The 16,681-nt window shown below is 36.1% G+C and carries 18 protein-coding genes; 17 read left to right on the forward strand and 1 reads right to left on the reverse strand.

Annotated features, from left to right (window positions below):
• Positions 1-50: 50 nt before the first annotated feature.
• From porW to atpG, 10 genes are all read left to right on the forward strand, one after another.
• Positions 51-2,600: a type IX secretion system periplasmic lipoprotein PorW/SprE gene (porW, locus tag P278_RS14120; protein ID WP_038268296.1), complete on the forward strand. Its 2,550-nt coding sequence runs from the start codon at positions 51-53 to the stop codon at positions 2,598-2,600.
• 2 nt (positions 2,601-2,602) lie between these two features.
• Positions 2,603-3,010, forward strand: coding sequence for a bactofilin family protein (locus P278_RS14125; RefSeq protein WP_038268298.1), 408 nt, complete (start codon positions 2,603-2,605; stop codon positions 3,008-3,010).
• Positions 2,979-3,227, forward strand: a complete 249-nt coding sequence (locus tag P278_RS14130) for an AtpZ/AtpI family protein (protein WP_038268301.1) — start codon at positions 2,979-2,981, stop codon at positions 3,225-3,227. The genes P278_RS14125 and P278_RS14130 overlap by 32 nt, the downstream gene beginning before the upstream one ends.
• A gap of 26 nt (positions 3,228-3,253) precedes the next feature.
• On the forward strand, positions 3,254-3,634 hold the full coding sequence (locus tag P278_RS14135) for a DUF6168 family protein (RefSeq protein ID WP_038268304.1): 381 nt from the start codon (positions 3,254-3,256) through the stop codon (positions 3,632-3,634).
• Between the two features lie 146 nt (positions 3,635-3,780).
• The gene (gene atpB, locus P278_RS14140) at positions 3,781-4,872 is read left to right on the forward strand and encodes a F0F1 ATP synthase subunit A (RefSeq protein WP_051413592.1); all 1,092 of its coding nucleotides are present in this window, start codon (positions 3,781-3,783) and stop codon (positions 4,870-4,872) included.
• Positions 4,873-4,912: 40 nt separating this feature from the next.
• Positions 4,913-5,113: an ATP synthase F0 subunit C gene (atpE, locus tag P278_RS14145; RefSeq protein WP_008611555.1), complete on the forward strand. Its 201-nt coding sequence runs from the start codon at positions 4,913-4,915 to the stop codon at positions 5,111-5,113.
• Positions 5,114-5,204: 91 nt separating this feature from the next.
• Entirely contained in the window at positions 5,205-5,702 is a 498-nt protein-coding gene (locus P278_RS14150) for a F0F1 ATP synthase subunit B (protein ID WP_038268311.1), read from the forward strand.
• Between the two features lie 7 nt (positions 5,703-5,709).
• On the forward strand, positions 5,710-6,249 hold the full coding sequence (gene atpH / locus P278_RS14155; protein ID WP_038268313.1) for an ATP synthase F1 subunit delta: 540 nt from the start codon (positions 5,710-5,712) through the stop codon (positions 6,247-6,249).
• A 63-nt stretch (positions 6,250-6,312) separates the two neighbouring features.
• The gene (gene atpA, locus P278_RS14160; protein WP_038268316.1) at positions 6,313-7,893 is read left to right on the forward strand and encodes a F0F1 ATP synthase subunit alpha; all 1,581 of its coding nucleotides are present in this window, start codon (positions 6,313-6,315) and stop codon (positions 7,891-7,893) included.
• 72 nt (positions 7,894-7,965) lie between these two features.
• Complete coding sequence (atpG, locus tag P278_RS14165; RefSeq protein WP_038268319.1) at positions 7,966-8,826, forward strand: ATP synthase F1 subunit gamma; 861 nt, start codon at positions 7,966-7,968, stop codon at positions 8,824-8,826.
• 63 nt (positions 8,827-8,889) lie between these two features.
• On the opposite strand, the gene P278_RS14170 is transcribed toward atpG, so the two are convergent.
• The gene (locus P278_RS14170) at positions 8,890-9,942 is read right to left on the reverse strand and encodes a zinc metalloprotease (protein ID WP_038268321.1); all 1,053 of its coding nucleotides are present in this window, start codon (positions 9,940-9,942) and stop codon (positions 8,890-8,892) included.
• 158 nt (positions 9,943-10,100) lie between these two features.
• Between P278_RS14170 and P278_RS14175 the strand changes: the two genes are divergently transcribed.
• The 7 genes from P278_RS14175 (at position 10,101) to P278_RS14205 (ending at position 16,669) form a co-directional block, all read left to right on the forward strand.
• Positions 10,101-10,601: a hypothetical protein gene (locus tag P278_RS14175; RefSeq protein WP_038268324.1), complete on the forward strand. Its 501-nt coding sequence runs from the start codon at positions 10,101-10,103 to the stop codon at positions 10,599-10,601.
• A 55-nt stretch (positions 10,602-10,656) separates the two neighbouring features.
• Positions 10,657-12,108 (forward strand): lipopolysaccharide biosynthesis protein, encoded by a 1,452-nt coding sequence (locus P278_RS14180; protein ID WP_038268326.1) that lies wholly within the window; start codon positions 10,657-10,659, stop codon positions 12,106-12,108.
• The gene (gene dut / locus P278_RS14185; RefSeq protein WP_038268329.1) at positions 12,105-12,539 is read left to right on the forward strand and encodes a dUTP diphosphatase; all 435 of its coding nucleotides are present in this window, start codon (positions 12,105-12,107) and stop codon (positions 12,537-12,539) included. The genes P278_RS14180 and dut overlap by 4 nt, the downstream gene beginning before the upstream one ends.
• A gap of 134 nt (positions 12,540-12,673) precedes the next feature.
• Entirely contained in the window at positions 12,674-13,684 is a 1,011-nt protein-coding gene (locus P278_RS14190) for a sugar phosphate nucleotidyltransferase (RefSeq protein ID WP_038268332.1), read from the forward strand.
• Positions 13,685-13,691: 7 nt separating this feature from the next.
• Positions 13,692-14,615, forward strand: coding sequence for a tetratricopeptide repeat protein (locus P278_RS14195; RefSeq protein WP_038268335.1), 924 nt, complete (start codon positions 13,692-13,694; stop codon positions 14,613-14,615).
• Between the two features lie 10 nt (positions 14,616-14,625).
• A complete protein-coding gene (locus tag P278_RS14200) occupies positions 14,626-15,408 on the forward strand; it encodes a DUF4292 domain-containing protein (protein WP_038268338.1) in 783 nt (260 codons plus the stop codon).
• A 1-nt stretch (position 15,409) separates the two neighbouring features.
• Positions 15,410-16,669 (forward strand): murein hydrolase activator EnvC family protein, encoded by a 1,260-nt coding sequence (locus P278_RS14205; protein WP_038268341.1) that lies wholly within the window; start codon positions 15,410-15,412, stop codon positions 16,667-16,669.
• The last annotated feature ends 12 nt before the right edge of the window (positions 16,670-16,681 follow it).

A 16,681-nucleotide genomic window follows, 5' to 3' on the forward strand; every position in this document is an offset into this window, starting at 1 on the left:
CCTAACAATATTTGGTTTAATAATAAGTTAATCAACTAAACCACCTACGCTTGAAGTACAAATACATCATATATCCCTTATCGCTCCTGCTTTTATGTACATTCGGATGTTCGACAAAAAAAGACGCTTTTGTAAACCGAAACTGGCATGCGTTAAATGCAGAATTTAACACGATTTATAATGGACAGTTAGCGTTAGATAAAGGAGTAGAATTACTCAAGGAGAATTATCGCGATAATTACTGGGAAATATTGCCTGTAGAGCGTATGGAGATAATTGAGGAGGTGAGATTATCCGGTTCGCCAATTAATCCAAATTTTGAAAGAGCAGAAGAGAAAGCTGTAAAAGCGATTCAGAAGCACGGAATGTACATCGATGGACAAGAAAAGAACACCCAGTCTGATGAAGCATATCTTTTACTTGGAAAAGCCAGATATTACGATCAGCGTTTTGTACCGGCCCTGGAAGCCTTTAATTATATCCTGTCTAAATACACCCGTAGCGACATCATAAACCAGGCCAAGATATGGAGAGAAAAGACCAATATCAGAATGGAGTATGAAGAGTTAGCATTAAAAAACTTTAAACGATTGCTCAGAAGTGTTAACATAAAAGATCAGGATTACGCCGATATCTATGCCATCATGGGGCAGGCTTATATTAATATAGAACAGAAGGATAGCGCTGTTCAAAAATTAAAATTGGCGTCTAATTATACACGAAGTAATGAAGAAAGAGGACGGTATAATTTTATTATTGGTCAGTTGTATAATGCCATGGGGTATAAAGATAGTGCAAACCTGGCCTTTGATAAGGTAATCGACTTAAATAGAAGAACTTCCCGTGACTATTATATCAATGCTTTTATAGAAAAAATTAAGAATATCGAAGTGACTCCCGAAAACGAAGAGGCGGTTTTAGAGTTGCTAAAAGATTTGGAGAAAAACAGGGAGAACAGGCCGTATTTAGACAAAATTTATCATCAATTAGCGATGTATTACCTCGATCGGGAGGCTCCGGAAGTAGCGGAGTATTATTTTAATAAATCTCTACGCACTGATAGTCCTGACAAAATTTTAAACGCCATTAATTATGAAACGCTGGCTGAAATAAATTTTGATAATCATGAATTTGCCGAGGCAGGAGCCTATTATGACAGTACACTTACGAATATTGAAGCAACCAGTAAAAAATTTAGGATACTATCTAAAAAGCGCGAAAATCTCGATGATGTTATCAAGTATGAAGGGATTTTAGCTAGAAATGACAGTATTCTGTATGTGGTTAATTTACCCCAGGAAGAACGTGATGCCTACTACCAAAAACATATCGATTCTTTAAAGGCTATTGAAATTGAGAAAGAGGAGCAAGAAAGAATTGCAGCCTTAAGAGAAGCCCAAAACAAAGCCATGGGGCTCGCAGGGCGCACCTTTAAAAGTTCTGATGCCAATACCTTTTATTTCTATAACGATCTTACTGTAAGTTATGGTAGAAATGAATTCAGAAAAAGGTGGGGAGCAAGAGGACTTGAGGATAATTGGCGTTTAAGTGACAGAGCTATAGCCACGAATGAAGTAGTGGTCAATACTCAAAATCGAAGTTCTGACTCTTTGGATATATATTCAATTGCATATTATACAGATCATTTACCTAAGGAAGATAACGAACTCGATAGCATCCATTCAGAACAAAATTTTGCATATTACCAATTAGGTTTGATCTATAAAGAAAAGTTCAGGGAATATGGATTAGCGGTTAATCGTCTTGAATCCTTGTTGGGAAATAACCCTGAAGATAAATTAGTCTTACCTGCAAAGTATAATCTTTATAAAATCTATGAAATAAACGATTCACCATTGGCTCAGCGCCTAAAAAACGATATAATTCTTAACTATCCTGAATCCAGGTACGCCCGTATATTGGAGAATCCGAAGGCTGTCTTAAAAGAAGGCCCAAACAGTCCGAAGGCTATTTATGCTAAGTTGTATAGCGCATTTGAAAAAGAACGGTATGATGAGGTTTTAGCAGGTACTGATAAGTATATAACGGAGTTTAATGGTGACGAAATAGTTCCTAAACTAGCCATGTTAAAGGCTACCACAGAGGCACGTTTAATTGGAGTTGATGCTTATGAACAAGCCTTGAATGCCATAGCGCTTAACTATCCGAACAATGGTGAAGGTAAAAAGGCTAAAGAGCTTTTGGAGACATTAGTACCAAGATTGAAAAAAGACACTTTAGTGAACGACCTGGATACAGCCACCAAGTGGAAACTGGTTTATCCTTTTGCCTCAAGAGATACCAGTGGAATAAATGAGCTTTATAAGGTTATTTCAAAGTCGCTGATAGACCTGGAGTATGATGAATTAAAACTTTCTACAGACCTTTATGATAGTAATCAAACTTTTGTAGTAGTTCACGGACTAATTTCGAAACTTAGAGCAGAAGGATTTGCCGAGTTGCTAAAAATCAACAAATTATATTTAATAGAAAACGAAAATTTTGTAATTTCCGCCTCCAATTATAAAAGCATACAAATTCATAAGAGTTTAGAAAAGTATTTAACCCAAATCTATAATAATAATCAAACCCCATATTAGCCATGTTTGCAGAATCTAAAAAAGGAAGAACCGAACAACCAACAGGACTTACAAATAGAATTTTACCTAATACTAAATTAAAAGGAGATATTATTTCAGAATCTGATATCCGTATTGATGGAGAGTTAGAAGGAAGTGTGAATACTAAAGGAAAATTAGTAATAGGTAAAACCGGATATATTTCTGGTAAGGCAGAGAGTGCAAATGCAGACATCGAGGGTAAGTTTAATGGAACCCTGAAAGTTGATGAGGTTTTAAGTCTAAAGGCTACTGCTTTTATAGAAGGTGAGGTAGTAATTGGTAAACTTGCTGTAGAACCAGGTGCTGCATTCAATGCAACCTGTACCATGAAGGGACATGCTGTGAAATCATTAAAGAATGAATCAGGAAAAGCGGAAAAATCAGCTTAATAACTGGATAAAGTTTTCAAATATAGGCCTTCAAATGGCTATTATTATCGGAGCCGGAACCTATTTTGGGGTCTGGCTCGATGAAAAATATCCAAATAATTTTTCGGCATTTACTATAATATTCTCGCTGTTAAGTGTTTTTGCTGCGTTATATAACGTTATAAGGCAGGTAAAAAACATTAGTGAAAATGAAGATGAAACTCCCGATAAAAATTAAATCCTTATCCATACATACGCACATTAATGAAGCAAAAACTACTCAACTTTTTAAAGATTCTTATTCCGTTTACCTTGGTGTTATTTGTATTGCATCATTTAGCCATTAGAGCACTGTCTGATCAGTATACTTTTTATTATAGCACCTGGAGTATCTACCTTTTTCATTTTACAATTACCTTCTTTATCTATTTGGCTGTTTTATCGGTTAGTAATAATCTGCCTGATAAAACAGGTTTTGCTTTTTTGGCCTGCAGTGGTTTAAAAATGTTCGCTGCCGTTGTTTTTTTAATTCCGATTATCCAGGGAAAAGCCCCGGAGCCTATTGCCGATGTAGCAGCTTTCTTTATACCGTATTTTTTATTTTTATTTTTCGAAACAGTCTTTGCGGTTAAGTTGTTGAAATAGATCAACTAACTATTTAGCTATCAGTAATTCAGGATATTTTTGTTAATGATTAAAAAAATATAGTTGTTAACTTCAAAATGTGAATAAAAAATGTACCTTTGCACCAAATTTTTGGAGACCATTTATTTTTATCAAGAAAAGGTATGATGATAGCACAGAAATCTATCAAGAGTTTGTCACTTTTAGCATTAATGTTTGTTTCGCTAGCGGGTTTTGCTCAGCATGAAAATGAAACACATGAGGAAAAAGCTCAGGAAGAAGAAGCGTTTGACGCGACAGAGCTAATTAACCACCACACAAAAGATTCGCATGAATTTCATATTGCCGACTGGAATGGACATGCTATTTCAATGCCGCTTCCGGTTATTTTATGGACAGATAATGGTTTAGTAACCTTTATGTCAAGTGCGTTTCATCATGATGAAGAAGGAAAAGTTGTTGTAGAGCGTAATGGACAACAATTTGTTCGTGTGCATGATGAAATATATTATGCGAATGCAGAAGGAGGGGTTACTTATGATGCTGAACATCACCCTACCAATAGCAGACCTTTAAACTTTTCAATTACTAAAAACGTGTTTACATTATTTCTAACATCAGCAATTATGTTGTTGATCTTTATTCCTGTAGCGCGTTCTTACAAGAAGAATGATAAAGCACCAAAAGGATTAGCTGGTTTTATGGAGCCACTTGTTGTTTTCGTGCGTGATGATATTGCAAGACCAAATATCGGTGAAAAAAAATATGAGAAGTTTATGCCTTATTTATTAACGGTATTCTTCTTGATTTGGATTGGTAACCTTTTTGGTTTGATTCCTTTCTTCCCTTTTCAGGGAACTTTAACGAATGATATTCTTTTTACTGGAGTGTTAGCAACTATTACATTCCTTATTACAATATTTAATGGTAATAAACATTACTGGGGTCACATTTTCGCAACTCCGGGAGTTCCAAAATGGTTGTTGCCAATTATGATACCAGTTGAGGTGTTAGGGATGTTTACAAAGCCTTTCGCGTTAATGATTCGTTTATTCGCAAACATAACTGCAGGTCACATCATCATCCTGAGTTTAGTATCATTGATATTTATTTTTGAATCAGCAGCGGTTTCGCCAATATCAATAGGGTTCTCATTATTTATGTACGGACTTGAATTGTTAGTAGCTGCTTTACAAGCGTATGTGTTCACGTTATTATCTGCTCTTTTTATAGGACAGGCAGTAGAAGATCACCATTAGAATTGAGTTTTATTTAATAACTATTATAAATTCTTTTATTATGATTTTAGCTGGAATAGGAGCTGGATTAGCTGCAATCGGTGCAGGATTAGGTATCGGTAAAATTGGTGGTTCTGCAATGGATGCAATTGCACGTCAACCAGAAGCAGCTTCAAAAATTCAAACTGCTATGATTATTGCTGCTGCACTTATCGAGGGTGTTGCACTTTTCGCAGTAGTAGTTGCGTTGATCGCAAAATAATTTTTGAAAAAAGAAAGATCACGCTGTGACGGTTGGTTATAGCGTGATTTTAAAGTAGAAAGTAAAGAAACGTTATTTAATATCTATTATAATGAATATTACACATCCTGAAAGTTTGATCTTCTGGTCGCTTATCGTTTTTGTGATTCTTTTTGTGTTATTGCGTAAATATGCCTGGAAACCAATTTTAGGCGCAGTAAAAGGCAGAGAAGAATCTATTAACAGTGCATTGGCTTCAGCTGAAGAGGCTAAGAAAGAAATGCAGAATTTAAAAGCTGATAACGAAAAGCTTTTAAAAGAAGCGCGTGCTGAGAGAGAAGTGATCCTTAAAGAAGCTCGTGAAGTTAAAGAGAAGATGATAGCAGATGCTAAGGAGCAAGCTCAGGTGGAAGCTGACAAAATGATCAAGCAGGCACAGGCAGCAATCGAAAGCGAAAAGCAAACTGCACTTGCTGAATTAAAAGATCAGGTGGCTTCTTTATCTGTTGAGATCGCAGAGAAGGTTGTAAGGACTGAATTGTCTGATAAAGATAAGCAGTTGACATTAGTAGAAAACATGTTAGGAGAGGTAACTACCTTAAATAATTAAGAAACAGATGGCAGGATCTAGAGCAGCAATACGTTACGCAAAAGCAATTTTAGGATTGGCAACCGATCAGAATGCAGCAGCAGCTGTAAACGAAGATATGGGGCTAATCAAAAATACCATTGCCGGAAGTAGTGATCTTAAAGCGTTACTAGAAAATCCTATTGTAAAATCTAATGTAAAGGTTACAGCTTTAAAAGAGATCTTTAAAGGAATCAACACTATTAGTGAAGGCTTATTCGATTTATTAGCCGATTATAAAAGAGTTGATATTTTGGGAGATATCGCAGAAAAGTATATTATCCTTTACGATGAACAAAAGGGAAAACAAGTAGCAGTAGTTACTACGGCCGTTCCTTTAACCGCAGAACTTGAGCAGAAAGTTTTAGCAAAGGTTAAAGAATTAAGCGGAAAAGAAATTACACTTGAAAATAAAATAGATGAAAGCATTATCGGTGGATTCATTTTACGTCTTGGCGATGTTCAGTACAATGCCAGTGTAGCCAATAAATTGAATTCTTTGAGAAGATCGTTTTCAAACAGTTTATAATAACATTATAAAAAAATATAGGCGAATTAAGTAAAACGCCTTTAATCTAAATACTTAATTAAGATGGCAGAAGTTAAAGCTGCTGAAGTATCAGCAATATTAAAAAAGCAACTATCAAATTTTGATGCTACCGCTAAATTAGATGAGGTAGGAACTGTTTTGCAGGTAGGGGATGGTGTTGCCCGTGTTTTCGGTCTTTCTAATGCACAGTATGGTGAATTAGTGGAATTTGAAACCGGAATGCAGGGAATCGTTCTTAACCTGGAAGAGGATAACGTAGGTATCGTATTACTAGGGCCTTCTAAAGAAATTAGAGAAGGTGATACAGTAAAACGTACTGAGCGTATTGCTTCTATCAAAACAGGTGAAGGAATCGTAGGGCGTGTAGTTGATACTTTAGGAAACCCGATTGATGGTAAAGGACCAATTGAAGGTGAATTGTATGAGATGCCATTAGAGCGTAAAGCTCCTGGGGTTATTTTCCGTCAGCCGGTGAACGAACCATTACAGACAGGTGTAAAAGCAATCGATGCGATGATTCCTGTAGGTAGAGGGCAACGTGAGTTGGTGATTGGAGACCGACAGACTGGTAAAACAACAGTTTGTATTGACACCATCTTAAATCAGAAAGAATTTTACGATGCAGGTGAGCCTGTATATTGTATATATGTTGCAGTAGGGCAGAAAGCTTCAACAGTAGCAGCTATTGCTAAGACCTTAGAAGAAAAAGGTGCTTTGGCTTACACTACTATAGTTGCAGCAAACGCTTCTGATCCTGCTCCAATGCAGGTTTATGCTCCTTTTGCAGGTGCTGCTATCGGAGAGTATTTCCGTGACACAGGTCGTCCGGCATTAATCATATATGATGATTTGTCAAAGCAAGCTGTGGCATACCGTGAATTATCATTGTTATTACGTCGTCCTCCAGGTCGTGAAGCATATCCTGGGGATGTATTCTTCCTTCACTCTCGTTTATTAGAGCGTGCTGCTAAAGTAATTGCAGATGATGATATCGCTAAAAACATGAATGACTTACCAGATTCTTTAAAGTCTGTTGTAAAGGGTGGTGGATCATTAACGGCACTTCCAATTATCGAAACACAGGCTGGTGACGTTTCTGCTTATATCCCGACTAACGTAATTTCAATTACTGATGGACAGATATTCTTAGAGTCGGATTTATTTAACTCTGGTGTTCGTCCGGCAATTAACGTTGGTATTTCGGTATCACGTGTAGGTGGTTCGGCTCAGATTAAATCAATGAAGAAAGTTGCTGGTACATTGAAGTTAGACCAGGCACAGTATCGCGAATTAGAGGCCTTTGCTAAATTCGGATCTGACCTTGATGCTGCTACAATGAACGTGATTGAGAAAGGTAAGCGTAACGTTGAGATCTTAAAACAAGCTCAAAACGATCCTTACACTGTTGAAGATCAGGTGGCAATCATCTACGCTGGTTCTAAGAACTTGTTAAAAGATGTACCTGTTGAAAAGGTAAAAGAATTCGAAAGAGATTATATCGAGTACTTGAATGCTAAGCACAGAGATATCTTAGATACGCTTAAAGCAGGGAAACTAACAGACGAAGTTACAGATACATTAGCGTCTGTGGCGAAGGAATTGTCTGAGAAATATAAAGGATAAATTAGATTTTAGTATTGAGTAGTGGGTGTTTTTCTCACTACTGAATACTCAATACTAAATACTATCATATAAATGGCAAACTTAAAAGAAATACGCGGTAGAATATCTTCGGTTTCATCAACCATGCAAATTACCAGTGCTATGAAAATGGTATCTGCTGCTAAGTTGAAGAAAGCCCAGGATGCGATTACTGCTATGCGTCCATATGCAGATAAACTTACCGAACTTCTTCAAAGCTTAAGTGCTACATTAGAAGGGGATTCTGGAAGTGTATTTGCTGAAAAGCGCGATGTGAATAAAGTGTTGGTTGTTGCTATTACATCTAACAGAGGGCTTTGTGGTGGTTTTAACTCAAACATCATTAAAGGTGCGGTTAAATTAGCTACAGAAGATTATGCTGGTAAGGAAGTGGAATTGGTTACCATTGGTAAAAAAGGAAACGATATACTAAGCAAGCGTTATAAGGTTATAGAAAACAATAATGCTATATTCGACGACCTTACTTTTGAAAATGTTTCAGATGTAGCTGAGCAATTAATGGGTCTTTATGCTGAAGGTGCTTATGATAAGATAGTTTTATTGTATAACCACTTTAAGAATGCTGCAACTCAAATTGTAACTGCCGAAGACTTCTTGCCAATTGTTCCTGCTGAATTTGATGAAGATGTGGCATTAGATTATATCTATGAGCCAAATAAAGCTGAGATTGTGGAAACTTTAATTCCTAAATCGCTTAAAACTCAGCTTTACAAAGCAATTAGAGACTCTTTCGCTTCAGAACATGGTGCGCGAATGACTGCAATGCACAAAGCAACAGATAACGCTGGAGAGCTGAAATCTGAGCTTACGCTAACCTATAACAAAGCACGTCAGGCTGCAATTACTGCCGAGATTCTGGAAATTGTTGGAGGTGCAGAAGCATTGAATAGTTAAGAATAGATTATTATATTATAATAAAAAAAGGTTGTCTTTTTAGACAACCTTTTTTTATTGGGGTTATTCAAAGTCTGAAGGTAAATAGTAAGAATCTGGTGTTACCGGGAATAGCCCAGCTTCAAAAAAGTTGTTCATAACTCTGGTAGTTACCGGACTAATTCCTGTATTACTCCCGTCAATTTCATGCGGGTATGTCATGTTGGAAGAATGATTATAACCTATGGTGTGTCCTATTTCATGTGCCGTAATGAAACCAGTCTCTTTTTTGATATAGTCTCTGAGTATGTGTTCTGCAAAACCCAGGGTAGCACCCCCGCCCAATCCTGACACATTAACTACTTTACCACAGTTATAACGAGTTTTGTTTATGATTGCATTATATGCAGCCTCTTTTTCATTCGTGGTTAAAACTGTAATGCCGTCGTTTCCAATAATTGTTTCTTTCATAAACTCATTCTTGAAGGTGTCTGAGGCAAATACGATTCCTAGGTTAATCATTAACCCGGAAAAACGTCGAATATCTTTTGCACTAATATCTTCGGCCCAATTGTTACCAGTGTCATTATTAGGATCAAAATCATGATACTTAATGACCCATTTAAGAGAGCTCAGTTTTTTCAATTGTTGTATGATATCTGTTTCTCCAGTGTAATCAAATGTGATATTTTCAGGAGCTATCCCGGATTCTTTATATTCCGTGAGGTCTATTTCTTTATGATTAACCGTTAAATATTGGGTCGTGCCTTCTATAAAGGGATAATTAATAGTTTGTACCGCATGTGCCCTGATCCTGGAAATTTCGAAAAGTTTAATCGGTGTTTGATAACCTTCAATAGTAGCTGTGATGGTTACATCTTCTAAGGCAATTGGTGCGAAATTAGCAACTTCTATCGTTTTATGGTCAATAGCCTTCACCCTGATAACTTTACTTATTTCGTAGGCTCTCCATTCTGATGTCATGATTTCTGAATTCTCTCCATCCTGATACATAAGGGTAGAGTTAACTTCTGAATCAAATGCATAATCTTTAAGTGCTACATCGGGAATTGATTCTTTCTCGCTACATGATACAATTAGTAAAATGCATACGAAAAGTTTGTAAAATAATTTCATTTATTGTAAGATTTGGATTAATGAAACAAATATAAATCCAAATCAACTTATACCCTATAACATCATAACAGTTATTTTTATCGTAACAAATTCAACCCCATAAATTAAAATGGCATTAATTTTGAAACTGATATCTTTAGCATCTAATAGATTAGCATATGAAACAGTTGTATAAATATATATTAGGAGGTATTACAATCCTGAGTTTTGCGCAATGTGGCAGTTCACAGAAATTTGTGAGTCAGGAGGACGTCCCTTTTCAATTTGGAGAAGTGCTGGTAGAAAATTGGACCATAGAAAATAGCAGCGATACTGGGGTTAATGTGTTTTTTCCTGTTGAAAATAAGGTAGATACAGCTATCGATAGTGTTCATTTTAGGGGTCAGGTGGTCAAGCCTGAAAGGATAAAGCGAGGCACATATTTGGTATATATTGCCCGATTTAGAAATAAAATGTCTCCGGGAGATATTATTATGCATGCTGATCCAAGTAAAGAAGCAGCGAATGCGCCACCTATTATAATAAAACAAAGTCCTTTTGAGTTAGATACAGATGAAGTTGTTATTAGTTATGTTCAGGAAGGAGAAACAAAGTATTATAAGGTTTCGGGTATTAAAGAAACAACTCCCGTTGTTTACCCCCACAAATCAAAAAATTAAAACTTTGTAGCTCGTTGTTAAAACATTACTTTTAACCCAAATAAATATTTACTAGTTGAGCGCACTTAAAAAGCTTTTTAAACATACTTTCATCTATGGTATTGCAACCGTGCTGCCTCGTATCCTGGGTTTGATATTAACCCCTCTTTATATTTCTTTTTTACCAAAAGCGGACTATGGAATATATGTCAGCTTAATGGTGTATTTAATTCTGGGAAATGTATTGCTCTCTTATGGGATGGAAACAGCTTTTTTTCGTTTTATAAATAAGGAGAAGAAAGCTGAAGAAGTGCAATCTACAGCGTTGATTTCTATTTTGATTTCAACTATTTTAGTTTTGGCGGTTTCATTGCTTTTAAGAAACCAAATAGCTGATTGGTTAGAATATAAGATCGAATTTATTGTTTATGCTATTTTTATTTTGTGCCTGGATGCACTTGTGGTTATACCTTTTGCATGGTATAGGAATATGCAAATGCCTAAAAAATACTCTGCAATTAAAATATTCAATGTAATTGTAAACCTTTCTTTAAACTTATTTTTCTTTTTGATTTTACCTAAAATAGGTAAAAGTAATGAGCTGGTTCAGGCATTAACCTTTGATGATAAGGTACATTACATATTCATTTCAAATTTAATTGCCAGTTTTATTACATTAATAATCGTATTACCCCTTTATGTTAAGATTGGAATTAAGTTTAACAGGTCTATCTGGATACGAATGATTCAATACGGTTTTCCCGTATTAATTGCAGGTTTGGCATTCTCAATTAATGAAGGTTTTGACAAGCTATTACTTAGATATTTACTTCCTTCTAATACTTCAGATGCTGTAGTTGGAGTTTACGGGGCTTGTTATAAGCTAGGCGTTTTTATGACGCTCTTTGTAACGGCTTTTAAATTGGGTGTTGAACCTTTCTTTTTTCAAAATGCTAGTAAGAAAGATGCACAAAGAATATATGCTAACATCACCCTTTATTTTACCATTTTTGGTGCTTTTATTTTTTTATTTGTGGTGGCTTATACAGATGTTTTAAAGTATCTTTTAATCCCTCAGAGTGAGTATTGGGAAGCGCTATGGATTGTACCGTTGATTTTGTTGGCTAATTTTTGTTTGGGTATTTATCATAACTTGTCCGTGTGGTATAAAATAACAGACCGCACAAAATACGGGGCCTATATATCAGTAACCGGAGCAGTAATAACTTTAGTGTTAAACTTTTTGCTCATACCAATAATCAGTTATAAAGGATCGGCAATCGCCACCTTAGCTGCATACGGTACTATGATGCTGTTGTCGTACTACTATGGTAAAAAGCATTATCCAATTCCATACAACCTTAAAAAAATAGGATCGTATTTATTAGTTTCTATAGTGTTATCTGTCTTGTCATTCTACGTGTTTGACCGAAACCTTTATGTAGGAACCCTATTTGTTTTGTTATTTTTGCTGATGATATTCATTTTAGAAAAAAACGAACTTAAAAAAATACTGAAAAGAGCATGACAATAAAGATTATTAACAAATCGCAACACGACTTGCCGAATTACGAAACGGAGGCTTCAGCCGGAATGGATTTAAGGGCCAATCTCGATCAATCCATAACACTAAAACCACTTGAAAGAACCATTGTAAAAACCGGGTTATTCATAGAGTTGCCTGTTGGTTATGAAGCTCAGGTTAGACCTAGAAGTGGGCTCGCCGCTAAAAAAGGAATTACCGTGTTGAACGCTCCGGGAACAGTTGATGCAGATTATAGGGGAGAAATCGGTGTAATATTGGTGAATCTTTCAAACGAACCTTTTATTGTTGAAAATGGGGAACGCGTTGCTCAGTTGGTTATAGCTAAACATGAACGAGCCGTATGGGAAGAGGTGCAAGTCTTGAATGAAACTTCCAGAGGAGCTGGTGGTTTTGGAAGTACAGGAGTTAAATAATTAAATTCCTGCTCATGCAGGAATCTATTTAAAATATGCTTGCATAGCGTTTATTAATAATGACTAATAGTGAAATATCGCTTAGCATATTGGAGTGAAAAATAAAAAACTAAACTAATTAATACCACCTTGTAATGAAAATTATTGTACCGATGGCGGGAAGAGGTTCTCGACTACGTCCCCATACCTTAACTGTTCCTAAACCTTTAATACCTATCGCCGGAAAACCAATAGTGCAACGGTTAGTAGAGGATATTGCAAAAGTTTTAAATCAAGACTTGGATGAAGTAGCATTTATTATCCATCGTAGTTTTGGTAAAGAAGTAGAACAAGATCTCTTGGAAATTGCTAAAAGGCTTGATGCTAAAGGAATTATCTATTACCAGGATGAACCATTAGGGACAGGGCATGCAATTATGTGTGCGAAAGATTCCTTATCGGGTCCTTGCGTAATAGCCTATGCAGACACCCTGTTTAAGGCAGATTTTAATTTAGACCAGTCAGCTGATAGTGTTATTTGGGTAAAACAGGTTGCAAACCCTGAGGCATATGGGGTGGTTAGTCTGAATGACGACAGCAATATCATGGGGCTGGTTGAAAAGCCTAAAGAGTTTGTTTCTGATTTAGCTGTAATAGGAATCTACTATTTTAAAGATGCGGAAGTTTTAAAGAACGAATTGCAAAATGTATTAGATCAAAATATAATCCATGGGGGAGAATATCAAATTAATGATGGTATTAAGGCAATGATAGAAAAAGGCATGAAGTTTGTTCCGGGTAAGGTAGATGAATGGATGGATTGTGGGAACAAAGATGTTACCGTAGAAACCAATGGAAAGGTGCTTGGTTTTATTTATAAGGATGGTGAAGATTTAATTGCAAACGATATCACTTTAGAAAACGCCAATATTATTGAGCCTTGTTATATAGGGAGTAATGTAAAGCTTATAAATGCTACTGTTGGTCCAAATGTGTCGCTGGGCGATGGTTGTACTGTAGAAAATTCAACTATAAAAAACAGTCTTATACAAACCAATGCTAGTATAAAAAATGCTAACTTAGATAATGCTATGATTGGTAATCATGCGAAGTTTAACGGAGAGTTCACCGATGTTAGTATTGGTGACTATTCGGTTTTGGAATAGTGTATAGATGAAGCAATGCCTGAAAATATTATTAATATTTACCGGATTAATTATTTATCCGCAGGCTAGTATTGCTCAAGAAGAGGTGAATGCAGATACCACAAACGAGATTGTTCAGGATGCTTTTCAAGAACATTTTTATGAAGCCTTAAAACAGCGAGGCATTGAAAATTATGATAGAGCGGTACAACACCTGTTAAAATGTAAAGAAATATCGCCCGAAATTCGCGTAGTGGACTTTGAATTAGCTAAAAACTATACTGATTTAAAAGAATACCAAAAAGCGGTTTCTTATTTACAACCAATAGTTAAAAAAGATCCCGGCAATGTATGGTATTTAGAGGCGCTTCTCAATGTGTATGAAAGGCAACACGATACGGATCGAGCAATCGAATTAGCAGAGAAGCTCTCTGATAAACGCCCTTATTTTAAGCAAAATTTAGTTTTGTTGTACGCTCGGGTAGGCAGGTATGAGGAGGCTCTGAAGCTTATAGAGGAACTTGAGCTATTGTATGGGGAGAGTTATCTTTTAGACAGCCTTAGAGGTCATTTAAACGCCGTTTTAAAAAGTCAGGAATTGGCCGAGGTTGAGCCAGATGATGAAATGGTATCAGCACCTGACGATATAGATCAGGCCTTGTCAGAAATGCGTGGTTTAATTAAAGTCAATGCTTATCCGGAACTTCTTTCAATGTCAACTCAAACCTTAGAGAACTATCCTTCACATCCCGAGGTGTATTATTGTAAGGGAGTTGCGCTAAACGGGTTGAAAAAGTATAAGGATGCGGCTGAATTTTTAGAAATAGGCTTGAATTATATTATTGATGATAGAAAGCTTCAAGACAATATTTACAGGCAATTAGTGTTAGCATATAAAGGTATGGGAAATACGAAGAAAGAAAGTGAATATCAAAATAAGCTAAAAGGATAAAGCTATAGAAATGAAAATGAACCTAAAAACATATATCGTTTTTGTGATTTTGCCCATGTTGATGATTTTGCAATCATGTGGTAGTAAAAGAGCGGTGGCCTCTAAAGATGCTATTGAAGGGCTGTCTGCAAAAACCATTATAAAAAACCATTATAAAAACGAACTTGATTTTAATACCCTTAGAGGTAGGATAAAAATTGGCTTCGAGAATGAAGAAACGTCAATGTCAAATTCTGTTTCTTTACGAATGGAGAAGGATAAAGCCATATGGTTGAGTGCTACACTTGGTGTTGTAAAAGTGTTAATTACTCCAGAGCGGGTAAGCTTTTATAATAAATTAGATAATACCTACTTCGATGGTGATTTCTCCTATTTAAGTGAGTTGTTGGGAACGACATTAGATTATCAAAAGGTGCAGAACATGTTATTAGGACAGGCCCTGTTTGATTTAAAGAATGACAAATATGATGCAACCGTTGTGCAGAATAAATATCAGTTAAAGCCAAAACAGGATATAGCCTTGTTTGAAAAATTATTTTTAATAGACCCATTAAACTTTAAAATGGCCGGACAGCGTTTAAACCAACCTGGACAAAATCGTGTGTTGATGATTACCTATGATAAATATTATCAAATAAGTGGTAAGTTATTTCCGGAACAGATTGCTATATTAGCCACAGAGGGTAGTAACCAGACTAAAATAGACCTTGAATATAAAAATATAGAGTTTAACCAAAGTGTTTCATTCCCTTATAAGATCCCAAAGGGATTTAAACAGATTACCGTTAAATAATATGCCTACTAAATATCGCGCAAACTTTTTTTTAACGCTTTTAACAGTGTTTTTTGTTGTTTTAGGGGGGCAAGCCCAAAACCAGAAGCAAAAAGAGCTGGAGGCTCAAAAAAAACGCCTTGAACAACAGATAAAACAAATCAATTCGTTGCTTTCTCAACAAAAGAAGGAAAGAGCAAATGTCTTGGAAGAGGTTGAGGGACTTGACCAAAAGATTAAGGTTAGAGAACAATTAATCCGCGTTACGAATAGTCAGGCGAATCTTTTAAATCAGCAAATAAATACCAATCTTAACAATATTACGAGATTAAGGGATGAATTGACTTCATTAAAAGAGGATTATGCAGCGATGATTCAAAAGTCTTACAAAAGTAAGTCTCAGGAAAGCAGATTGATGTTCTTGTTATCATCAGATAACTTTCTTCAGGGATATAAGCGATTGATGTATATGAAGCAATATACAGATTACCGTAAAGAACAGGGTGAGCAAATTCAGGCTAAAACAGAAGAGCTTCAAAAGCTGAATAAAGAACTGGTTGTACAGCGCAAGCAAAAGGAACAATTGGTGGCAGCAAATAGAGAAGAACAAAAGAAATTAAAACAGGAAAAAGAGAATCAGCAAGCGTTAATCGCAAGCATTAAAAAGAAAGAAAGTCAATATGCCGCACAAATACGCAAGAAGCAACGAGAGGCGGATGCGATAGATGCTCAAATTGATAAAATAATTCGAGAGGCTATTGCCCGATCAAAAGCTAAAGCAGCAAAAAGTAGTACCTCAAAATCGGAAGGAAAGCCTGCCACCGCCAGATCTACAAATTTCACACTAACTGCAGAAGCCAAGCTTGTTGGGAATAATTTTCAGGCTAATAAAGGAAGATTACCATGGCCAGTTGAAAAAGGCGTTGTAATAATGGGATTTGGTAAGCAGCGTCACCCGGTGGTTAAGTCTGTAATGATACAGAGTAATGGGGTGCGTATTGCAACGGATAAAGATGCTACAGCAAGAACAGTTTTTGATGGAAAGGTGCTAAAAGTAATGGTGATCCGAGGAGGGAATAAAGCTGTGCTTATACAACACGGAAACTACATTTCTGTATATAATAACCTGGATAAAGTATATGTAAAAGAAGGTCAGACAGTAAAAACAAAGCAGGAAATAGGTCAGGTGTTTACAGGAAATGATAATAAAAGTATTCTGAAGTTTATGATCTACGAAAACTCCAAGATCCAGAATCCATCCAGTTGGGTGTATAAAATGTAAAAAGAGGCGATT

Source organism: Zhouia amylolytica AD3 (assembly GCF_000511935.2).
Classification (GTDB): Bacteria; Bacteroidota; Bacteroidia; order Flavobacteriales; family Flavobacteriaceae; genus Zhouia; species Zhouia amylolytica.